This is a genomic window from Lentzea sp. NBRC 102530 (assembly GCF_030269365.1).
Classification (GTDB): Bacteria; Actinomycetota; Actinomycetes; order Mycobacteriales; family Pseudonocardiaceae; genus Lentzea.
On sequence record NZ_BSTF01000013.1, the window covers coordinates 99,390 to 119,195 of the forward strand.

Annotated in this window: 24 protein-coding genes; 15 read left to right on the forward strand and 9 right to left on the reverse strand. The window is 69.4% G+C overall.

Features of this window, described 5'->3' with window-relative positions:
* The first annotated feature begins 36 nt into the window (after positions 1-36).
* The 4 genes from QSK25_RS31070 to QSK25_RS31085 all read left to right on the forward strand — a co-directional run bounded on the left by QSK25_RS31070 (position 37) and on the right by QSK25_RS31085 (position 5,958).
* Positions 37-948: a DNA recombination protein RmuC gene (locus QSK25_RS31070; protein WP_285643506.1), complete on the forward strand. Its 912-nt coding sequence runs from the start codon at positions 37-39 to the stop codon at positions 946-948.
* A gap of 89 nt (positions 949-1,037) precedes the next feature.
* Entirely contained in the window at positions 1,038-1,778 is a 741-nt protein-coding gene (locus QSK25_RS31075; RefSeq protein ID WP_285643507.1) for a DUF6542 domain-containing protein, read from the forward strand.
* A gap of 81 nt (positions 1,779-1,859) precedes the next feature.
* Positions 1,860-2,234: a helix-turn-helix domain-containing protein gene (locus QSK25_RS31080; protein WP_285643508.1), complete on the forward strand. Its 375-nt coding sequence runs from the start codon at positions 1,860-1,862 to the stop codon at positions 2,232-2,234.
* Positions 2,235-2,364: 130 nt separating this feature from the next.
* On the forward strand, positions 2,365-5,958 hold the full coding sequence (locus QSK25_RS31085) for an nSTAND1 domain-containing NTPase (protein WP_285643510.1): 3,594 nt from the start codon (positions 2,365-2,367) through the stop codon (positions 5,956-5,958).
* Here QSK25_RS31085 and QSK25_RS31090 read toward each other — a convergent pair.
* The gene (locus QSK25_RS31090) at positions 5,955-6,932 is read right to left on the reverse strand and encodes a 4-hydroxy-3-methylbut-2-enyl diphosphate reductase (RefSeq protein ID WP_502881908.1); all 978 of its coding nucleotides are present in this window, start codon (positions 6,930-6,932) and stop codon (positions 5,955-5,957) included. The genes QSK25_RS31085 and QSK25_RS31090 overlap by 4 nt on opposite strands.
* A 30-nt stretch (positions 6,933-6,962) precedes the next feature.
* On the opposite strand from QSK25_RS31090, the gene QSK25_RS31095 reads away from it, so the two are divergent.
* The 9 genes from QSK25_RS31095 (at position 6,963) to QSK25_RS31135 (ending at position 12,831) form a co-directional block, all read left to right on the forward strand.
* Positions 6,963-7,475 (forward strand): lipid droplet-associated protein, encoded by a 513-nt coding sequence (locus QSK25_RS31095; protein ID WP_285643513.1) that lies wholly within the window; start codon positions 6,963-6,965, stop codon positions 7,473-7,475.
* Positions 7,472-8,710, forward strand: a complete 1,239-nt coding sequence (gene xseA / locus QSK25_RS31100) for an exodeoxyribonuclease VII large subunit (RefSeq protein ID WP_502881909.1) — start codon at positions 7,472-7,474, stop codon at positions 8,708-8,710. Before QSK25_RS31095 ends, xseA begins: the two co-directional genes overlap by 4 nt.
* On the forward strand, positions 8,700-9,044 hold the full coding sequence (locus tag QSK25_RS31105; protein WP_285643514.1) for a sugar ABC transporter substrate-binding protein: 345 nt from the start codon (positions 8,700-8,702) through the stop codon (positions 9,042-9,044). Before xseA ends, QSK25_RS31105 begins: the two co-directional genes overlap by 11 nt.
* Positions 9,041-9,256 (forward strand): exodeoxyribonuclease VII small subunit, encoded by a 216-nt coding sequence (locus QSK25_RS31110; RefSeq protein WP_285643515.1) that lies wholly within the window; start codon positions 9,041-9,043, stop codon positions 9,254-9,256. Before QSK25_RS31105 ends, QSK25_RS31110 begins: the two co-directional genes overlap by 4 nt.
* Before the next feature lie 67 nt (positions 9,257-9,323).
* Entirely contained in the window at positions 9,324-10,364 is a 1,041-nt protein-coding gene (gene glpX / locus QSK25_RS31115) for a class II fructose-bisphosphatase (protein WP_285643516.1), read from the forward strand.
* A 132-nt stretch (positions 10,365-10,496) separates the two neighbouring features.
* Positions 10,497-11,267 carry a S1 family peptidase gene (locus tag QSK25_RS31120; RefSeq protein ID WP_285643517.1) on the forward strand — a complete coding sequence of 257 codons (771 nt, stop codon included), beginning with the start codon at positions 10,497-10,499 and terminating at the stop codon, positions 11,265-11,267.
* 323 nt (positions 11,268-11,590) lie between these two features.
* Entirely contained in the window at positions 11,591-11,947 is a 357-nt protein-coding gene (locus tag QSK25_RS31125) for a L,D-transpeptidase (RefSeq protein ID WP_285643518.1), read from the forward strand.
* Between the two features lie 9 nt (positions 11,948-11,956).
* On the forward strand, positions 11,957-12,364 hold the full coding sequence (locus QSK25_RS31130) for a L,D-transpeptidase (protein WP_285643519.1): 408 nt from the start codon (positions 11,957-11,959) through the stop codon (positions 12,362-12,364).
* Positions 12,365-12,420: 56 nt separating this feature from the next.
* Positions 12,421-12,831 carry a L,D-transpeptidase gene (locus tag QSK25_RS31135; protein ID WP_285643520.1) on the forward strand — a complete coding sequence of 137 codons (411 nt, stop codon included), beginning with the start codon at positions 12,421-12,423 and terminating at the stop codon, positions 12,829-12,831.
* Positions 12,832-12,872: 41 nt separating this feature from the next.
* On the opposite strand, the gene QSK25_RS31140 is transcribed toward QSK25_RS31135, so the two are convergent.
* The 3 genes from QSK25_RS31140 to QSK25_RS31150 all read right to left on the reverse strand — a co-directional run bounded on the left by QSK25_RS31140 (position 12,873) and on the right by QSK25_RS31150 (position 15,225).
* Positions 12,873-13,298, reverse strand: coding sequence for a hypothetical protein (locus QSK25_RS31140; RefSeq protein ID WP_285643521.1), 426 nt, complete (start codon positions 13,296-13,298; stop codon positions 12,873-12,875).
* Between the two features lie 11 nt (positions 13,299-13,309).
* Positions 13,310-14,044, reverse strand: coding sequence for a hypothetical protein (locus tag QSK25_RS31145; RefSeq protein ID WP_285643522.1), 735 nt, complete (start codon positions 14,042-14,044; stop codon positions 13,310-13,312).
* Positions 14,045-14,256: 212 nt separating this feature from the next.
* On the reverse strand, positions 14,257-15,225 hold the full coding sequence (locus tag QSK25_RS31150; RefSeq protein WP_285643523.1) for an NAD(P)/FAD-dependent oxidoreductase: 969 nt from the start codon (positions 15,223-15,225) through the stop codon (positions 14,257-14,259).
* A gap of 63 nt (positions 15,226-15,288) precedes the next feature.
* On the opposite strand from QSK25_RS31150, the gene QSK25_RS31155 reads away from it, so the two are divergent.
* Entirely contained in the window at positions 15,289-16,683 is a 1,395-nt protein-coding gene (locus QSK25_RS31155; RefSeq protein WP_285643525.1) for a class II fumarate hydratase, read from the forward strand.
* 19 nt (positions 16,684-16,702) lie between these two features.
* Here QSK25_RS31155 and QSK25_RS31160 read toward each other — a convergent pair whose 3' ends face one another.
* From QSK25_RS31160 to trhA, 3 genes are read right to left on the reverse strand one after another with little or no spacing between them, the layout of a single operon-like run.
* Positions 16,703-16,975, reverse strand: coding sequence for a hypothetical protein (locus tag QSK25_RS31160; RefSeq protein ID WP_285643526.1), 273 nt, complete (start codon positions 16,973-16,975; stop codon positions 16,703-16,705).
* Positions 16,911-17,384, reverse strand: a complete 474-nt coding sequence (locus QSK25_RS31165; RefSeq protein ID WP_285643527.1) for a hypothetical protein — start codon at positions 17,382-17,384, stop codon at positions 16,911-16,913. The genes QSK25_RS31160 and QSK25_RS31165 overlap by 65 nt, the downstream gene beginning before the upstream one ends.
* A gap of 19 nt (positions 17,385-17,403) precedes the next feature.
* A complete protein-coding gene (gene trhA, locus QSK25_RS31170) occupies positions 17,404-18,075 on the reverse strand; it encodes a PAQR family membrane homeostasis protein TrhA (RefSeq protein WP_285643529.1) in 672 nt (223 codons plus the stop codon).
* A 77-nt stretch (positions 18,076-18,152) separates the two neighbouring features.
* Here trhA and QSK25_RS31175 point away from each other — a divergent pair, with 77 nt between their 5' ends.
* Positions 18,153-18,935 carry an isoprenyl transferase gene (locus tag QSK25_RS31175; protein ID WP_285643530.1) on the forward strand — a complete coding sequence of 261 codons (783 nt, stop codon included), beginning with the start codon at positions 18,153-18,155 and terminating at the stop codon, positions 18,933-18,935.
* 72 nt (positions 18,936-19,007) lie between these two features.
* Here QSK25_RS31175 and QSK25_RS31180 read toward each other — a convergent pair whose 3' ends face one another.
* Together QSK25_RS31180 and QSK25_RS31185 are read right to left on the reverse strand one after the other, a co-directional pair.
* Entirely contained in the window at positions 19,008-19,277 is a 270-nt protein-coding gene (locus QSK25_RS31180) for a hypothetical protein (protein ID WP_285643531.1), read from the reverse strand.
* Positions 19,278-19,364: 87 nt separating this feature from the next.
* Positions 19,365-19,622 carry a hypothetical protein gene (locus tag QSK25_RS31185; RefSeq protein ID WP_285643532.1) on the reverse strand — a complete coding sequence of 86 codons (258 nt, stop codon included), beginning with the start codon at positions 19,620-19,622 and terminating at the stop codon, positions 19,365-19,367.
* Positions 19,623-19,806 lie beyond the last annotated feature (184 nt).

Below are 19,806 nucleotides of genomic sequence, written 5' to 3' on the forward strand. Positions count from 1 at the left end.
CGAGTTCAACATCTCTGGGGGAGCATCATCGGTGCCGTGACCGCAGTGATCATCACCGCCCTGATCGTCCTGGCGCTCGTCAGCGCCGGGGCGCTGCTGTTCGTCTGGCGCCTGTACCAGGACAGCGTCCGGCGCACCGACGAAGCGTTGGCAGCCATCAGCACTGAACGCGCGCGCTACGACTCCCAGCAGCAAGCGCTCCAGCGCTACGAAGTGGCGTTCTCCAGCGTGAGCGGACGCGGCGAACTCGGCGAACAGGTCCTCGTCGAAACGGCGCGCGCACTCGGTCTGAGGGAAAACCTCCACTACACGCTGCAGACGGACGTGGCGGGTGGCGGCGCGGTCCGGCCGGACATGGTGCTGAACGTCGGCGGCGGCCGCGCGGTCCCGGTCGACTCGAAGATGTCCATGGCCACCTGGGCAGAGGCCGTCGAGACGGACGATCCGCAGGAACGCCAGGACGCGCTCCGCGTGCACGTGCGCAACATCCGTTCGCGGGCCGCCGAACTGGCCGGCAAGGGCTACCAGCGCTGGGCCGACGCCATCTACGGCACGATCATGTTCGTCCCCAACGACGGCGCGGTCGTCGCGGCGCTCGACACCGATCCCGAACTGCTGCGCTGGCTGCTCGACCGGCGCGTCTTCCTGTGCGGCCCGACGGGGTTCGCGGTGATCGCGTCGAGCGCGATGTTCGCGGTGACCGAACGCGCGCTGGCCGAGGACGTCGAGCAGGTCAGGCTGTCCGCCGGGCGCGCGAACCGGGCCGCCGACAGCGCCATCGAGGCCGTCAACCTCTCCACCACGCACCTGCAGCGGTTCCTGAGCGCACGCCGCCGCGAACTGGAGGCGTTGGAGGGTTTCCGGGCGAGCGTGGAGCCGTTGACGGACGCCTCCGCCACGCCCACGCCCCTTCCTCTCGTCCGAAGGGCTGACGAACAGTCCGCTTAAAACGCACGCACTGTGTCCGCAGGTTGCTTCTGGGTGAGAAACGAACGGACTGACGAACACCGAATGGCCGAACGGCTACCGTGTGCGTCGTGAGTGAGTTGCGCGAGCGTTCAGCGGCCTTCGATGACGACGTCGAAGACTACGACGCGGTGCCGTGGAACTACCGGGCCCTCTTCGGCGAGTTCAAGGGCATCCCCTGGTGGGCGGCCATCCTGGCCGCCCTGGTCCCGGCGTTCATCGGCGCTTTCATCGACATCAACTCCAGCAAGACCGTCGGCTGGACGTTCAACGTCGTGTTCTTCGCGGGCGCGCTGGCCGCGATCGTGCTGGTGCAGCGCCGCAGCCTCTTCGGGCCGATGGTGCAGCCGCCGCTGGTCCTCGCCGCGACCGTGCCGACGCTCGTGCTGCTCACCGGCGGCGTCCAGAAGGGCGGCCTGTCCGCCATGGCGCTCGGCCTGGGCAAGCCGTTGATCGACAGCTTCCCGGTCATGGCCGTCACCACCGTCGTCACGGTCGGCCTCGGCATCCTGCGGATCTTCCTGCAGAAGGACCCGAACCGGCCGTCCAAGGACGAGGTCCGCGAGGCCAAGGCCGAGATCAGGGAACGTTCCAAGCCGGTCCGCCGCCCGCGTGAGGACGCCGACGAGGACGTCGCGCGTGAGGACCGCCCGCGCCGCCCCCGCCCGGAGCGCGCCGAGCGTCCCGACGACGACCGCCCGCGCCGCCCGCGTCCCGAGGGCGCGCCCGCCCGCCGTCCCCGCCCGGACGGTGCCCGCGGCGAGCGTCCGGCGGGCCAGCGCAGGCCCCGCCCGCCCCGCGACGACCGCTAGAGCGTTGTTCGCGGCCACTCCCCCAACCGCGAACAACGAGGTCGGAACAACTTCGGGGAAGCACAGCAGCACTCTGCCGGCATGAGTGCGATGCCTGGGGGAGAACGTCCACTGGACGAGGGCGACAGCCCGTTGCCGCGGTTCGCGAGGAATCTGCGCCGACTCCGCGCCGACGCGGGCACCCCGACCTACCGCGAACTCGCCAGACGCGCGCACTTCTCCGTCCCGACGCTGTCCGATGCCACCGGCGGCCGCGAACTGCCCGGCCTGGACGTCACGCTCCCCTACGTACGCGCGTGCGGCGGCGACGACCAGGCGTGGACGCAACGCTGGCACGAGGTCGACGAGAGCTGCACCCTCTCGAAGACCAGCCCTTCGCCGTGCCCAGGCCTGAGCGAGTTCACGAGAGAGGACGCGGACCGTTTCTTCGGCCGCGAAAACTCACCAACGCCCTGAAGCACCGCCTGGAGACGCACGACTTCCTGGCCGTGTTGTGAGCGTCCGGCGAGGCAAGCCACGGATCGCGAGCGGCGGCAACGACAAGACCGTCGTCTGGGACGTGAACACCACACAGGCGTAGGCGACTTTGCGCGGTCACGCCGAGGGCGTCACGCACGTCGCGTGGATGCCCAACGGCCGTGCGGTGGTCTCAGCGGCCCTCCTCGTATGGCAGCTCGACGTCGACAAGGCGCTCGCCGCGCTGGGCTGGTTGTTCGCCGTCGGACCCTCGAACGCCGTACAACGGATCCCGCACAACAACGCCCTGACCAGCACGCATTCTGCGAACATGAGTGCGATGCCTAGGGGAGAACGTCCACTGGACGAGGGCGACGGTCCGCTGCTGCAGTTCGCCGCGGACCTGCGCCGGTTGCGGACCGACGCGGGGAAGCCGAGCTACCGGGAACTGGCCCGGCGCGCGCACTTCTCGGCGAGCACGCTGTCCGACGCGGCGGGCGGCCGGAAGCTGCCGGGACTCGACGTGACGCTCGCGTACGTCCGCGCGTGCCACGGCGACGAGGCCGGGTGGGAGCAGCGCTGGCACGACCTCGCCGTCACGCTGGCGCAGAGCCGCTCGCTCGACGGGCCGTCGCCGTACGTCGGCCTGACGCCGTTCACGCGTGACGACGCCGACCGCTTCTTCGGCCGTGAAGCGCTCACACACACGTTGGTCGACCGACTGCAACGGCAGCCGTTCCTGGCCGTGTTCGGTGCGTCCGGCGAGGGCAAGTCGTCGCTGCTGCGAGCGGGCGTGGCGGCGCAGTTCACGAACGCCGTGGTCTGCACGCCCGGCCCCGACCCGGACGCGGCCATCGCCGACGCCCTCCACCAGGGCCCGGACCTGCTGGTCGTCGACCAGTTCGAGGAGCTGTTCACGCTCTGCGAGGACGAGGTGCAACGGCAGGCGTTCCTCGACGCCCTGCTGACCGCCGGCTGCCGCCGCGTGATCGCCGTCCGGTCCGACTTCTACCCGCACTGCGCGCGGTACCCGCGGCTCGCGGAGGCCCTGACGGACGCCCAGGTGCTGCTCGGCACCATGACCCCCGACGAACTGCGCCGCGCGATCACCCAGCCCGCGGCGACGGTCGGCTGCACGGTCGAGACGGCCCTGCTCACCACGCTCGTGGCCGAGGCGGCGGGACGCAGCGGGGTGCTGCCGCTCGTGTCGCACGCGCTGCTCGAGACGTGGCACCGCAGGCGCGGCAACACGCTCACGCTCGCCGGGTACCAGGCGGCGGGCGGCATCCAGGGCGCGCTCGCCCAGAGCGCCGAGGCGGCGTTCGCGAGCCTGGACGACGAGCAGCAACGCCTCGCCCGGCAACTCCTGCTCCGCCTGAGCGGCAACGAGACGCGGCGTTCGATCGCACGGCAGGAGGTCGTCGGGGAGGAGGTCCTCGACACCCTCGCCGACGCCAGGCTGATCACCGTCGACGAACACACCGTCGCGATCACCCACGAGGCGTTGTTCCGCGCCTGGCCCCGCCTGCGCGCCTGGCTGGACGAGGACCGCGAAGGCCTCCGGACGCACCGCAGGCTCACCGACGCCGCCCGCACGTGGCAGGAACTGGGCCGCGACCCCGACTCGCTCTACCGCGCCACCAGGCTCGCCGAGACCACCGAGTGGCTCACCCGCGCCCGGCCCGAGCTGACCGGCACCGAACGCGAGTTCCTGAGCACCTCCCAGGCCCTGCACCGCCGCAAGGCCAGGAGACTGCGCTGGGTGGCGGCAGGCCTGTCCGCGCTGTTGCTCGCCACCACGGCCACCACCGTCGCGGCCGTGCAGCAGCGCGGTGAGGTCGACCGCCTTGAACTCGTGCGCAAGTCGCAGCAACTGGCGGAGCTGTCCGAGTCGTTGCAGACCACCGATCCGGAACGGGCCGCGCAGACCGCGGCCGAGGCGTACCGGACCTACCCCACCGCCGAGGCGCGCGGCCGGGTGATCAGCGTGGCCGCGGCCAAGTCCAGGGGCGACGAGCTCACCCTCGACACGAGTCGCGCGCTGGAGCACAACGGCGCGTGGAGCATGGGCTTCACCGGCGACACCATCGTGCTCGCGGGCAACAGCGGCTTCGACGTGCACGACGCCACGACCTTCAAGCGCATCAAGGCGATCCCGAAGAGCGAAGCGACCTACATCTTCGGCTGGGACGTCGCGGACGACGGCACGCTGGCGATCTCCGACGGCTTCGGCCGCATCTCCCTGCGGGCGCCGAACGCCGAGCCCGTGCTGTTCGTGACGACCTCACGGCCTATGGGCGTGCGCTTCCTGAACAACAACAAGTCGCTCCTCGTCGGCGGCACCACCTACGACATCGCCACGAAGCGGAAGCTCGACGAACTGCCCGTCGGGCAGATCACCGGCCCGTTCTCGATGCGGGACGAGATGCTCGCGGTCGCGTCCAGCGGCTCGGTCGACGTGTGGGACATGACCACGCGGCACCGCGTCGGCGGCTTCGCGCTGGGGTCCGGTTTCGTCCACCGGGTCGTCCTGCTGCCCGGCGCCAAGCAGGCCGCGGTCTCCACCGACGAGGGTCTCGTGCAGATCCGCGACGTCACCACGGGCGCGATCATCGCGACACCACCGAGCCACACCGGCGGCCCCGTCACGTCCATCACGCTGAGCCCCGACCAGCGGACGCTGGTCATCGCCGGCCACGACGGCCGGGTGCGGCTGTGGGACGTCGCGCGCAGCACCACCCTCGCCACGCTCGCGGTCGGCGAACCCGTGAACAGCGTGACCTACGCCCCGAACGGGTCGCTCGCGATCCTGTCCCAGCACAAGATGCGGTTCTGGCCCGCCGCGGCGATCCCCCGGGCGACGAACAAAGCGGTGCGCGCACTCGCGACGGATGCCGACGGCACGGTGCTCACGATCGACAGCGAAGGTGTGATCGAACGGCGGGACAACGCTTTGCGCGTCACGCAGAGGCTGGAGACGGGGGTGGCGCAGAACTGGATGGCCCGCTTCAGCCCCGACCGCCGGTTCGTCGCGACCAGCGAGCCGTTCGCGGTGCGGGACGTGGTGACGGGCAAGCCGGTCAGCCCCCAGTGGGCGATCGGCGTGCGCAGCGAGGGCGCGCTGCCGGTGGCGCTCGAGTTCAACGGCCGGACGGTGCTCACGGTCGGCGGTGAGGTGCCGGACGGCCTGTGGCCCGTCGACCGGGTGCGGCCGACGTTGATCGGCGGCCTGTCCTGGGGTCAGCGGACTTCCGCCGTGTTCGGCAGGAACGACAACGAGATCCTGATCGGCCGCGAGGACGGCGGCATCAGCGCACGCGACACGACGACGTACGACGAGACGGCGTTGCCCAGCCCGCACAAGAAAAGCGTGCGCGCGTTGGCGATGTCACCGGACCGCAAGGTGCTGGCGAGCGCGGACGACAACGGCCTCATCGTGCTGTGGGACGCCACGACGTGGCAGCGGATCGGCGAACTGCGCGGCCACACGCAAGCGGTGACGGCGTTGGAGTTCAGCCCTGACGGACAACGCCTCGCGAGCGGCGCCAGGGACAGCGACGTGATCGTCTGGGATGTCGGCACCAGGTCGCTGTGGGCGTCGTTGCGCGGCCACAGCCAGCCGATCACGCACCTGGCGTGGCGGCCGGACGGCACCGCTGTGGTGTCCGCGGGGGCGGACGCGATGACCGTCTGGCCGCTCGACGCCGAGAAGGCCTTGGACTAGCGGACGAGGTCCTTGCGGAGCTCACGCGGCAGCGAGAACGTGATGCGCTCGTTCGCCGTCGTGATCTCCTCGACCTCGCCGAAGCCGTGCGTCTCCAGGAACTTCAGCAGTTCCATCACCAGCAGGTCCGGCACGGACGCGCCCGACGTGACGCCGACGGTCTCGACGCCCTCGAGCCACGCCAGGTCGACCTCCTTGGCGTAGTCGATCAGGTACGAGGCCTTGGCGCCGTGCTGCAGCGCGACCTCGACCAGCCGGACCGAGTTGGAGGAGTTCTTGGAGCCCACGACCAGCACCAGGTCGCACGACGGCGCCATCGTCTTCACCGCGGTCTGGCGGTTCGAGGTGGCGTAGCAGATGTCGTCGGACGGCGGGTCCTGCAGCTCGGGGAAGCGGTCCTTGAGCTGCCGCACGCGCACCATCGTCTCGTCGACCGACAGCGTGGTCTGGGACAGCCAGATGACCTTGTTGGGGTCGCGCACCTGGACGTTCGCGGCGTCCTCGGCGGTGTCGACGAGCTGGACGTGGTCCGGCGCCTCACCGGCGGTGCCCTCGACCTCCTCGTGCCCCTCGTGGCCGATCAGGAGGATGTCGTAGTCCTCCTTGGCGAAGCGCACCGCTTCTTTGTGGACCTTCGTCACCAGCGGGCAGGTGGCGTCGATCGTGCGCAACGAGCGCTGCTCGGCCTCCGCGTGCACCGCGGGCGACACGCCGTGCGCTGAGAACACCACGAGCGCACCCTCAGGAACCTCGTCGGTCTCGTTGACGAAGATGGCGCCGCGATCGGACAACGTCTCCACGACGTACTTGTTGTGGACGATCTCCTTGCGCACGTAGACAGGTGCGCCGTACTTCTCGAGGGCGAGCTCGACCGTCTCGACGGCACGATCAACGCCCGCGCAGTAACCACGCGGCTTCGCCAACAGGACTCGCTTGGGCATGGCTCCAGGGTACCCAGTTGCGTTCCTAGGCATTTCAGACGCGGTTGCGGCAGGCTTAGGACCATGAAGCCACTGCCTTTGGGTGTTCGCGTCGCCGCCGGCCTCGCGGTGACCGCCCTCGAACAGGCCCGCAGGCTGCCCCAGCAGCTCGCCGGACTCCCGTTGACGGTGGTCAGCGAGGCGATGCAGCTGTCCATGCGCGTGCAGCAGCATGTGACCGAACTCGCCATCAAGGGCGACGACGTCCTCTCCGGACTGAGGCCCGCCGAGGAAGAACCGGAGTGGGCGACCTTCGACGAGGACGAGACGCCCGTCACGACTTCTCAGGAAACTCCCCCGGTCGACGCCCTGGCGGACGACCCGTGGGAGGAGGAGGAACGGGCCATCGTCGCCGAGGTGCCCGGCTTCCTGCCGGCCTACGACGAGCTGTCGATCGCGCAGCTGCGCGCCCGCCTGCGCAACCTCGGCGTGGCGCAGCTCGAGGAGCTCCTGAGCTACGAGAAGGCGCACGAGGCACGGCCGGAGTTCGTGGGCATGCTCAACCGGCGGATCGCGACGGTCAAAGCGCAATCGTGAGTGAAGCAAAATCCACGCCGGAGAACCCCTGGCCGGTGCGGACGGTCGCCCGCAAGCTGCTCGACTGGATCAACCGGCTCGGCGACGTCTGGGTCGAGGGCCAGGTCACGCAGCTCAACGCGCGCAGCTCCACGGCGTTCCTGACGCTGCGCGACGCGAGCGTCGACATGTCGATGTCGATCACCGCCAACTCGTCGCTGGTGCGCGAGCTGCAGCTCACCGAAGGCAGCCGCGTCATCGTGCACGGCAAGATCAGCTTCTACCCGAACCGGGGCACGCTGTCGTTGCGCGCGGACGAGATCCGCGCGGTCGGCATCGGCGAACTGCTGGCGCGCATCGAACGGCTGCGCAAGCTGCTGCACGCCGAGGGCCTGTTCGACCCGCGTCGCAAGCGCCGTCCCCCGTTCCTGCCGGGCAAGATCGGCCTCATCACCGGACGGGCGTCCGCGGCCGAGCGCGACGTGCTCACGAACGCGCGGAACCGATGGCCCGGCGCGCACTTCCGCGTCATCAACGTCGCCGTGCAGGGCCCGACCGCGGTGACCCAGGTGATGACCGCGCTGTCCACTTTGGAACGCGACCCCGAGTGCGACGTGATCATCATCGCCCGCGGCGGCGGCAGCGTGGAGGACCTGCTGCCGTTCTCCGACGAGGCCCTGTGCCGCGCGGTCGCCCAGTGCCGCACGCCGGTGCTGTCCGCGATCGGCCACGAACCGGACACGCCGCTGCTCGACCACGTCGCTGACGTGCGATGTTCGACGCCGACCGACGCTGGCAAACGGGTGGTTCCGGATGTCGCTGAGGAGAGTGAACGCGTTCGCCAGATGCGCGATCGCGGCCGGCGCGCGCTGCACGGCTGGGTTGATCGAGAACGCAAACTGCTCGACGCGTTGAGGTCCCGACCAGTACTTTCGGACCCTCACGGCCCACTGGAGCGCCGTTCCGAAGAAGTGAAGCGTTTTCGCGACCAGGGTCGCAGGGCCATCACGCAACGACTCGATCGGGAAGACGTCCACCTGTCGGGGACCAAAGCCCGCTTGACGACCCTCGGACCAGCCGCCACGCTGGCCCGCGGATACGCCGTTGTGCAACTCGTCACACCTGACGGGCCTGACGGCGTGTTGCGCTCGGTGGCGGACGCGCCGAGCGGAACACAGCTGCGGGTGCGCGTCGTTGACGGAGCAGTGCGGGCGATCGTCACCAGTGAGGAAGGGGGAGGTACCGATGATGCGTGATGCCGTGTTCCTGCCCCTCACCCTGGAGGCTGCGGGTTCCTGCGGGACCGGTCTGCAGACGTTGGCGGAGGCGGCGAACCGCGCCGCGTCGGAGTGCTGGACGGCGATGGTGGGCGACTGCGACACCCCGAGCCGCCGCACGCTGGTCCTGACGTTGCACGACCTGAGCGAGGCCACCGCCGGCACGGTGCAGTACCGGCGCGTCGCGGAGGCCGAGGCGCTCATCGACGAGGCGGTGCGAGAGGGTGACGGCGAGGAGTTCGCGGAGGCGCTGGTCGGCTACGACCTGGCCGTCGCGACCGTGCTGAGCCGTCTGAGGAGTCAATCCGCGTGAGTTCGGAAACACTCGGTTACGAAGCCGCCCGCGACGAGCTGGTCGAGGTGGTCCGCAAGCTCGAGGCCGGTGGCCTGTCGCTGGAGGACTCCCTCTCGCTGTGGGAACGCGGCGAGGCGCTCGCCAAGACGTGTGAGCAGCATCTCGCCGGTGCGCGCGAGCGAATCGATGCAGCTCTGGCTGTCGTCGAGGAGGACGTTTCGGACGCGTGATCCCGTGCAAGGATTCAGTTGCCGATCACAAAATCCGGCACGCTGAGTAGTCGCATGGAGGCGCGCAATGGTGAACACCCCCGCGGAACGACGTCGCGAAGCCCCCGACCGGAACCTGGCATTGGAGCTCGTGCGCGTCACCGAGGCTGCGGCGATGGCCGCGGGCCGGTGGGTGGGGCGCGGCGACAAGAACGGCGGTGACGGCGCGGCCGTCGACGCGATGCGCAAGCTCATCCACACCGTCTCGATGAGAGGCGTCGTGGTGATCGGCGAGGGCGAGAAGGACGAGGCGCCCATGCTGTTCAACGGCGAGGAGGTCGGCAACGGCGAGGGCCCCGAGTGCGACGTCGCGGTCGACCCGATCGACGGCACCACGTTGATGGCCAAGGGGATGCCGAACGCGCTGGCGGTGCTCGCGGTCGCCGAGCGCGGCGCCATGTTCGACCCGTCCGCCGTGTTCTACATGGAGAAGCTCGCCGTGGGCCCGGAGGCGGCCGACGTCATCGACATCACCGCGCCGCTCGCCGAGAACATCCGGCGCGTCGCGAAGGCCAAGCACAGCGACGTCTCCGACGTGAACGTGTGCATCCTCGACCGGCCCCGGCACGAGAGCATCGTGCGGGAGGTGCGCCAGGCCGGTGCGCGCATCCACTTCATCTCCGACGGCGACGTGGCCGGTGCGATCGCCGCCGCGCGCCCCACGTCGGGTGTGGACATGCTCGTGGGCATCGGCGGTACCCCCGAGGGCATCATCGCGGCGGCGGCGCTCAAGTGCGTCGGTGGCGCCATTCAGGGCCGGCTGTGGCCGAAGGACGACGAGGAGCGCGAGAAGGCGATCGGCGCGGGCCACGACCTGTCCCGCGTGCTCACCACGAACGATCTCGTTTCGGGTGACAACGTCTTCTTCTGCGCGACCGGTGTGACCGATGGTGACCTCCTGCGCGGCGTGCACTACCGCGCGGGCGGCTGCACGACCCAGTCGATCGTCATGCGCTCGAAGTCCGGCACGGTCCGCATGATCGACGGCTTCCACAGCCTCCACAAGCTGCGCGAATACGCCTCGGTCGACTTCGACCTGCCCGAGGACGTTCAGCAACCTTTGCCGTAATCGTCCCATTCACTGTGAACTGTGAACGCTCGGTAACCAGACGAGTGACCCTAGTGACAGTGTGACCTTCGTCCATAACTTCCCTCCTGACCCCGGCAACCCTGCGCCGGGTTCAGGAAAGGAAACTCAACGATGAGGGCACGTTCGTTGTTCTCCGCAATCGTCGTGGCCGCGGGCGCCCTGCTCGCCACGGTCACCGCTGCGGCCGCGGCACCGGCTCCCACCGCCGACGGCGAGGTCTCGCCGATGATCGTCGGTGGCACCAACGCCTCGCAGGTCTACTCCTGGATGGTCTCCCTGCAGAGCACCTCCGGCAGCCACTTCTGCGGCGGCACGCTGATCAAGGCCAACTGGGTCGTGACGGCGAAGCACTGCGTCCAGGGCTCGTCGGCCGCGTCGATCCGCACCCGGATCGGCACGACCAACCGCACCAGCGGCGGCACCACCACCGGGGCGTCCCGGATCGTGACGCACCCGTCCGCCGACCTGGCGCTCGTGCAGCTCAACACCTCGGTCAGCCAGGCCCCCGCGGCCGTGTCGGCGTCGTCCGGCGCGGTCGGCACCGCCACCCGCATCATCGGCTGGGGCCAGACCTGCCCGACCCGCGGCTGCGGTGGCGCTCCCGTCACCCTGCAGGAGCTGAACACGTCGATCGTGACGGACAGCCGTTGCGCCGGCATCAGCGCCGCGTCGGAGATCTGCACCAACAACACCGGTGGCAACAAGGGCGCCTGCTACGGCGACTCGGGTGGCCCGCAGGTGAAGTCCGTGGGTGGCCGCTGGGAGCTCATCGGCGCGACCAGCCGTTCCGGTGGCGGCGCGACCTGCGCGACCGCTCCGTCGATCTACGTGGACGTCCCGTACTTCCGCTCGTGGATCAGCCAGTACGCCGGCACCGTCTGAGTCCGGTAGCCCGGTAACGCACTCCGAGGCCCGTCTCCCAACCGTTATGGGAGGCGGGCCTCCGCTGTGCAACCCGGGTGATCCTCCGGTCGTCTACTTCGGCAAGGGATGGAACGACCAGGGGGTGGGCCGTGCGGATGGTGGTCGCAGCGGTTGCGTTGATGTCGCTCGCGGGGTGCGCACAGAGTTCCGTGCAGGCGGAAACCCCCACGTCAGGCCCACCTTCGTCGTCCTCGGTGCTGTCGTCCTCGACCCCACCGTCCTCCACTGCGCCGTCCTCCACGGCACCGTCTTCGGAGACCCCGCCGCCTCCGCCGCCCGTCGTGAAGCCCACGCCGTGCTCGATCAGCGACGGCGCCTGCATCCAGCTGTCGACGAACCAGTCGTGGGTCGTGCGCGGCGACAAGATCGTCTTCGGGCCGGTGCCGATCACGCACGGCCGCAAGGGCTTCGAGACGCCGCTCGGCAACTTCCCGGTGCTGCGCAAGGTGAAGAACGAGTGGAGCCGGCCGTACAACGCGCCGATGCCGTGGTCGACCTACTTCACCGAGAGCGGCATCGCGTTCCACGAGGGTGAGCTGGACGTGCCGTCGCACGGCTGCATCCACCTCGACCCGCAGGCGGCGCAGTACTACTTCACCAACCTTTCGATTGGCGAGACCGTCCAGGTGGTCTCATGATCATCAGCCATGAGAGTCCTGGCCGTCGCGGCCCTCTTCCTGCTCAGCTTCACCGCTCCCGCACAGGCTTCCGGCTGCACCGTCCACAACGGAGCGTGCGTGCAGAAGCACACGAACCTCGCCTGGCTCGTCACCAACGGCGTGACGAGCTACGGCCCGGTCCGGATCAGCCACGGCAAGCCCGGCTTCGGCACGCCCGTGGGCAACTTCCCGGTGCTGCGCAAGGTGAAGAACGACTGGAGCGTCCCCTACAACGGCCCGATGCCCAACGCGGTGTACTTCACCACCGACGGCATCGCGTTCCACCAGGGCGACCTCAACTCCCAGTCGCACGGCTGCGTCCGGCTCTCCTGGAACGACTCCGAGGTCTTCTACAACAACCTCCTCCCCGGCGAGCGCGTCCAGGTACTTCCATAATCCGGTGATTGAAGTCACCCCATAGTGGCTACTCCACCACTGAGGGGTGATGAGAGATGCGAGTTCTGATCGCGACGGTGCTCCTGATCCTCGGCTTTGCTGTTCCCGCACAGGCTCAGGCGGGATGCACCGTCTACAACGGAGCGTGCCTGGAGAAGCACACGAACCAGGCGTGGCTGGTCTTCAACGGCAACGTGAGCTACGGGCCGGTGACCATCAGCCACGGCAAGCCGGGGTACGAGACCCCGGTGGGCACGTTCTCGGTGCTGCGCAAGGTGAAGAACGACTGGAGTGTCCCCTACAACGGCCCGATGCCGAACGCGGTGTACTTCACCACGACCGGTATCGCGTTCCACCAGGGTGACACCGCGGTCCAGTCGCACGGCTGCATCCGCATGCCGTCGGACGCCTCGCTGGTGTTCTACGACAACCTCATGATCGGCGAGCAGGTGCAGGTGCTGCCGTAACGGTTTCCGTTGTCAGGCCCGTCCGTCCGCGGCCGGGCCTGTCAGCACTTCTCGCGCTTCCCGGCGAACTCGTCGGTGGTGAGGTAGTCGCCGTCGAACTTGACCTTGCCGTCCTTCAGCGCGTCCAGCGTGAACTCGACGGTCGAGGTGTCGTCGTCCTGCCGCACCGACAGCCGGACCGGCTGATCGCCCTTCGGCGGCTGCCAGGCGACCTTCTCCCGCGCGCCCTCCGGCTTCTGGCCGACGGTGACCTCGCCGATCCTCACCGGCTGCGCGAACTCGAGCCGCCAGATCTCCTTCTCGCCCTGCTCGACCCGCAGGTCCGCCACCGCCGGCGCGTCACAGCCGGTGTCGACGAACTGCGGCAGTCCGGTCGGCGTGAGCTTCACCGCCCAGGACTGCGCGGGAGAGCACCCCCCGAGCGCGGCCACCGCGGTCAGCACCGCGACCAGCTTCCACCGGGTCATTCCACGTCTCCTCAGCCGATCGCCGCCCACCAGCACCCATCATCGCGTCCCATCACCGAGACGCGCGCGGCGATACCGTTCGGCAACCAGCCCGTGAGCCGTTCGAGTTCCTTCCCGGCCACGACCAGTGCCGTCGCCGGGTCCGCGGACAGGTTGTCCAGCAGCACCGGCACGTCGACCGCGCTGAAGTCCACATCGGACATCGGCCGACCGGCGGGTTCGTCGTGCGCCCGCACGACCCGCCAGCCCTCGTACCCCTCCCAGGGCACCTCGGCGGCGTTCAGCGCGTCCAGGCCCGCGTGCGGGGCGACGAGCGCGATAGTCCCGCCGAACCGCCCGGCGAGCGTGCTGAGCCGCAGGGGGTGCTCCAGGTTGCCCGGCTCGGTCCGGGTGCGCTCGTACGGCCTGCCGAGGCGGCGCGCGACGCGGTCGACGGTCGCGTGCACGCCGTCCTCCAGCGCCGCCACGACCAGTTCGACGTCCCGCGACCGGTTGAGCGCCTCCGGCAACGCGAGCTGCGCGACCGCGAAGCCGGGCAGCACCGCGATGTCGGGCACGATCAGGTCGGGCACGGTCAGTTCGACGAGGACGTCCGAACCCCAGCGCGAGGTGTCGACGGCGGCGTTGACGCGGCGTTCGACGAGGTCGGACAACGGCTGCCAGTACACGGTGCGCTGGGCACGCGAGATGGGACCGGCCCACCACGGCGTGCCCGGCACCACGTCGGCCCAGTACACGTGAATCACAAGCCCCCCCCCCAGGAATTGTGCTACCCGGTCAGGCTACGCAGGTCCGCTGTCCTCCCGCTGACGCAACACCCGCCCCGCTGCCACCTCGGTCCCGCGTTCCGCCGGCAACCCGGCCACGCCTGAGTCATCGCAAGGAGATCGTCGGCTTCCGCACGTCGATCACCTTCCAGCACCTGGCCGAACACGATCCGGTCCCCGGCGCCGCGGGGTCAGGTGCCGTCGCTCGAGTGCCCGGGGAACAGGTGCGCCGACGGGTTGAGCGCCACCGCGATGTTGTTGACCGCGGTCGCCGCCTCCCCGAAGCCGGTCGCGATGAGCTTGACCTTGCCGGGGTACTGGGCCACGTCGCCCGCCGCGTAGACCCGGTCGAGCCTGGTCTTCATGGTGGAGTCGACGAGCACCGCGCGGTGGTCGAGTTCGAGCCCCCACGACTCGATCGGGCCGAGGTCGGCGGTGAACCCGAGGGCAGCCACGACGGTCTGCGCGGGCAACGTCCGCGCGTCGCCACCCTTGACCTTGACGTCCACTTCGGACAGCGGCTCGCCGCGCAACGCGAGCACCTCGGCGTCGGTGATGATCTCGACACCGAGTTCGCGGACCTGCCGCACGGTGGCGGCGTGCGCGCGGAAGTTGGCCCTGCGGTGGACGATCGTGACGCTCGCGGCGATCGGGTGCAGCGCCAGCGCCCAGTCGAACGCGGAGTCGCCACCGCCCACGATCACCACGTGCTGCCCCGCGTGCTCGGCGAGCACCGGCACGAAGTGCACCATGCCGCGCCCCAGCCAGCCGTCGCCGGCGGGCAGCGGCCGCGGGTTGAACTCGCCCATCCCGGCCGTGATCAGCACGGCCTTCGTGGTGATCGAGGACCCGTCCGCGAGCCCGATCCGCAGACCGTCCTCAATGGACTCACAGGTGCGCGCCTGCCGGCCGAGCAGGTAGGTGGGCTTGAACTGACCGGCCTGCTCCACCAGGCCGTTGACGAGGTCACGTCCTCGCACGGCGGGGAACCCGGCCACGTCGAAAATCATCTTCTCCGGATACATCGCGGTGACCTGACCGCCCGGTTCGGGCAGGGCGTCCACGACCGCGACGTCCATCTCCCGGAAGCCTGCGTAATAAGCGGCGAACAACCCAGTCGGACCCGCTCCCACGATGAGGAGGTCGACGTCACGCTCCATGAGTGGTGCCCTTCTGCCAGTGGTGGGTGGCAGTGCTGTGATCGACCATAGAGACTCGGAGGTATGTCTGAACAGGAGTACCGCGTCGAGCACGACACGATGGGTGAGGTCCGCGTGCCGGTCGACGCATTGTGGCGCGCCCAAACCCAACGCGCGGTCGAGAACTTCCCGATTTCCGGTCGAGGCCTGGAACGCGCGCAGATCCGCGCGCTCGGTCTGCTCAAGGCGGCGGCCGCCCGTGCCAACGCCCGCCTCGGCGTCCTCGACGAAGACGTGGCCTCCGCCATCGCCGCCGCCGCCGACGAGGTCGCCGCGGGCGAGTGGGACGACCACTTCCCGGTCGACGTCTTCCAGACGGGCTCCGGCACGTCCTCGAACATGAACGCCAACGAGGTCATCGCCACCCTGGCCACCCGCGCCCTGGGCCGTGACGTGCACCCGAACGACCACGTCAACGCCTCGCAGTCGTCCAACGACACGTTCCCGACGACCCTGCGCGTGGCGGCCACCGAGGCCGTGATGACCGACGTGATCCCGTCGCTGCAACACCTCCTCGGTGTCCTGGAGACCCGCGCCGCCGAGTGGTCCGACCTGGTCAAGTCCGGCCGCACGCACCTCATGGACGCGGTCCCGATCACGCTGGGCCAGGAGGCGGGCGCCTGGGCGTCGCAGGTCCGCTACTCCGTGGAACGCCTCGCGGCCTCCGTCCCGCGCCTCGCGGAACTCCCGATCGGCGGCACCGCCGTGGGTTCGGGCCTGAACGCCCCCGCCGAGTTCGGCGCCCTGGTCTCGGCCGAACTGGCCGCCGCCACCGACCTCCCGCTCGCCGAGGCCCGCGACCACTTCGAGGCGCAGGCCACCCAGGACGGCGTCGTCGAGATCTCCGGCCAGCTCCGCGCGACCGCCGTGGCGTTGTTCAAGATCGCCAACGACCTCCGCTGGCTCGGCTCCGGCCCCCGCACCGGCCTCGGCGAACTCGCCCTGCCCGACCTCCAGCCGGGCAGCTCGATCATGCCGGGCAAGGTCAACCCGGTGATCTCCGAGGCCACGATGATGGTCGTGGCCCAGGTGATCGGCAACGACGCCGCCGTCGCGTTCGCCGGCTCGCAGGGCAACTTCCAGCTCAACGTGATGCTGCCGGTCATCGCCCGCAACGTCCTGGAGTCGTCCCGTCTCCTGGCCGCGGTCGCCCGCCTGCTGGCGGACAAGGTCCTCGTCGGCACCGAGCCGCAGGCCGACCGGATGCGCGAGTACGCCGAGTCGTCGCCGTCCATCGTCACACCGCTGAACCGCTACATCGGCTACGAGGAGGCGGCGTCGATCGCCAAGCAGTCGCTGAAGGAGCGCAAGACGATCCGCGAGGTGGTGCTGGAACGCGGCCACGTGCCGGGGAAGCTCACCGAGGAGCAACTGGACGCGGCCCTCGACGTCCTGCACATGGCCCGCGGCGGCCGCTGACGTTCAGGCGCTCCGGTCGTCACGCCTCGACGACCGGAGCCGCCACGCCGCCGTCCCAGAACGGAAACCTGAGGCGGCACAGCTCGTCCATGTCGTCGTCGCTCATCGGCGGCACCGTCCACGCGTTGGCCGCCATGTGCGCGAGGAACTCCTCGGGCAAGGCCACGTGATATCTGCGCAGGTAGTGCACGAGCGTGCCGTCCCACACCCACACGCCGTCGGTCCACTCACCGCGTTCCTTGACCCGGCGCCCTGGATCGAGCAGGTCGGGCGCGTGAGACAGCGGGATCACGACGAGCTTCCCCTGGCCCCAGGTAGCGCAGCGCGTCCGGCTCCCAGTCGTGCGGGGCATCGCTCATCGCGGCACGGATGTCGTCGGCGGTCTCGTAGAAGCCCGCCTCCCGGGCCACCAGGCCACCGAGCAGTTGCCGACGCCGGACCCGGAACTCGCCCTGCCCGTCCGCCGTCGTCACGCCCCACGGCCGTGCGGTGGACACGACGACACAGTCACCGTCCTCCCGCACGACCTCACAAGCGAGGTAGATCGCGTACGGCAGCGGATCACCGGGCTTGAAGAACTCGTCGCCGACCACAGCGGCCTTGTCCACGAGCGTCCAGTCGGTGCCGTCGGCATCGGTCAGCCGGACCTCGACGAACTCGTCGTCCACCCAACGAACGATCTGGCACCCCACACGCAGCATGGGCGAACCGTAAGGAACGTCAGGAGTACATCGCGAGCCAAATAGCGATGTAGTGGCAGATCGCCGCCACGACCGTCGCCGCGTGGAAGAACTCGTGGTACCCGAACACCTGCGGCCACGGGTTCGGCCACCGCGTCGCGTAGAACACCGCGCCCACGGTGTACAAAGCGCCACCCACCAGCAACAACACCAGAGCCGCGACCCCGGCGTGGTGCAGCAGCTCGGGCAGCACGAACACCGCCACCCACCCGAGCGCGATGTAGATCGGCACCCCGAGCCAGCGCGGCGCGTGCGGCCAGGCGAGCTTCAGCGTCACGCCGAGCAGCGCGCCGATCCACACGACCCACAGCACGGTGGAACCGGTGCCGGGGTCCATGGCCAGCAACGCGAACGGCGTGTAGGTGCCCGCGATGAACACGAAGATCATCGAGTGGTCCATGCGCTTCATCCACGTGCGGACGCGGTCGGACTTCCACGTCACGCGGTGGTACAACGCCGAAACGCCGAAGAGGCCGAGGACCGTCAGGCCGTAGACGGAGGTGGCCAGGGCGGCTCGCGCGGACACTGTGGACGCCGCGAGAGCGATGAGTGTCGCGCCTGTCGCCACCGAGGCGATGAACGACCAGAAGTGCAGCCATCCACGCAGGCGCGGCCGCAGTCCGGGCTGAGGAGGAACGGTCGCAGTGGTCACGGGGTCCTAGGTTACGCGACCGTAGGTTTCCGACCACGGCTCAGTGATGAACCTTGCACGGCGTACGCTGTTCGGACGTGGCACTCCGCACCCGTGTGAAAGACGTCGCAATCCACTTCTACGAGTGGATCCTCCGACGTGAGGTGAGCTCGAGCGCCCAGGCGCCCAAGCACGTGGGCGTGGTCCTCGACGGCAACCGCAGGTGGGCGAGGGAAGCCGGTTTCACCGACGTCGCACATGGACACCGGGCCGGCGCGCGCAAGATCCTCGAACTCCTCGAGTGGTGCGGCGAGGCCAACGTCGAGGTCGTCACGCTCTGGATGCTGAGCACCGACAACCTCAGCCGCGACAACGACGAGCTGGCGCCGTTGCTCGACATCATCGCGGACATCACCGACGAGCTGGCCGAGGACGGCAAGCCGTGGCGGGTCCGGCACGTCGGCGCCCTCGACATGCTGCCCAAGGAGCACGCCGAGCGCCTCGCGAGCGCGACCGCGCGCACCAAGAACCGCACGGGCATCCAGGTCAACGTCGCCGTCGCGTACGGCGGCCGGCAGGAGATCGCGGACGCGGTCAGGAAACTCCTGCAGGCGCACGCGGAGCGCGGCGGCACGATCGAGGAGCTGGCCGAGGTCCTCGACGTCGACCACATCGCCGAGCACCTCTACACGTCCGGGCAGCCCGACCCCGACCTGATCATCCGCACGTCCGGTGAGCAGCGGCTCTCCGGCTTCATGCTGTGGCAGTCGGCGCACTCGGAGTTCTGGTTCTGCGAGGCCTACTGGCCCGGGTTCCGCCGCACCGACTTCCTGCGGGCCATGCGCGAGTACGCCAAGCGCCACCGCCGCTACGGCGGCTGAGAAGGACCCCCGCACAACGCCGAAGGGGCGCCCACCGCGAAGGTGAGCGCCCCTTTGACGTCGCTACGACGATCAGCCCCAGTAGTGGCCGAAGTCGTCGCCGTCCTCGATGCCGCCGGCGGCGCAGGTGTCGGTGATGGAGGGCGAGTTCACCGGAACCGCTCCACCGAGCACCGCGACGTTGTTGCCGCAGGCACCGACGACGCCGTTGAGGTTGTTGGCGTTGCCGACGATCAGCAGCGGCTCGTTGACCCAGTGGTGGCCGGGGGCGGCCATTGCCGGGGAACCGATGGCGACGAACGCAGCAGCGACGCCGAGAGCGGCGGCAGCCTTCTTCAGCACGATTTTTCTCCTCATGAAGGTTTAAAGCGGGAAAAACGCGACTGGGGGCGCCAGAAATGACGCCCCCAGACGTGGATCAAAGGGAGATCAGCCCTCGTCGACGATGCCGCCGGCGGCGCAGGTCTCGGTGATCGACGGCGAGTTGATCGGCACGGCGCCGCCCAGGACACCGACGTTGTTGCCGCAGGCGCCGATGGTGCCGTTCAGGTTGTTGCCGTTGAGCAGAACCAGCAGGGGGCCGTTCTTCCAGTGGTGTCCACCGTGGCCCTCGCCGGCCATGGCGGCCGGGGCGAACGCGAGCGACAGCGCGGCGGCAGCAGCCACCACGGCACAAGCCTTCTTCATGTGATTCTCCTTCATGTCGGGTTATCCCCGTCATTTCCGGAGTCTTCGGGGATCTCCGGAGTCGGTGGGGTCTCCGGGCGGAAACGCTATAGGTGTTGATCCCAATTGGCGGCCCGCGTGACCCCATTGTGTGACGCCAAGATCAACAACATTCCCCGATGGAGTGGTCGTCGATTCACGATTC

Bases quoted from the DNA above. Each gene is read 5' to 3' on its own strand.
- QSK25_RS31080 (WP_285643508.1), top strand. From the start codon at position 1,860: ATGAGTGCGATGCCTGGGGGAGAACGTCCACTGGACGAGGGCGACAGC.
- QSK25_RS31090 (WP_502881908.1), bottom strand. From the start codon at position 6,932: ATGCCTAGGAACGCAACTGGGTACCCTGGAGCCATGCCCAAGCGAGTC.
- QSK25_RS31095 (WP_285643513.1), top strand. From the start codon at position 6,963: ATGAAGCCACTGCCTTTGGGTGTTCGCGTCGCCGCCGGCCTCGCGGTG.
- QSK25_RS31105 (WP_285643514.1), top strand. From the start codon at position 8,700: ATGATGCGTGATGCCGTGTTCCTGCCCCTCACCCTGGAGGCTGCGGGT.
- glpX (WP_285643516.1), top strand. From the start codon at position 9,324: ATGGTGAACACCCCCGCGGAACGACGTCGCGAAGCCCCCGACCGGAAC.
- QSK25_RS31120 (WP_285643517.1), top strand. From the start codon at position 10,497: ATGAGGGCACGTTCGTTGTTCTCCGCAATCGTCGTGGCCGCGGGCGCC.
- QSK25_RS31130 (WP_285643519.1), top strand. From the start codon at position 11,957: ATGAGAGTCCTGGCCGTCGCGGCCCTCTTCCTGCTCAGCTTCACCGCT.
- QSK25_RS31135 (WP_285643520.1), top strand. From the start codon at position 12,421: ATGCGAGTTCTGATCGCGACGGTGCTCCTGATCCTCGGCTTTGCTGTT.
- QSK25_RS31140 (WP_285643521.1), bottom strand. From the start codon at position 13,298: ATGACCCGGTGGAAGCTGGTCGCGGTGCTGACCGCGGTGGCCGCGCTC.
- QSK25_RS31150 (WP_285643523.1), bottom strand. From the start codon at position 15,225: ATGGAGCGTGACGTCGACCTCCTCATCGTGGGAGCGGGTCCGACTGGG.
- QSK25_RS31155 (WP_285643525.1), top strand. From the start codon at position 15,289: ATGTCTGAACAGGAGTACCGCGTCGAGCACGACACGATGGGTGAGGTC.
- QSK25_RS31165 (WP_285643527.1), bottom strand. From the start codon at position 17,384: ATGCTGCGTGTGGGGTGCCAGATCGTTCGTTGGGTGGACGACGAGTTC.
- QSK25_RS31185 (WP_285643532.1), bottom strand. From the start codon at position 19,622: ATGAAGAAGGCTTGTGCCGTGGTGGCTGCTGCCGCCGCGCTGTCGCTC.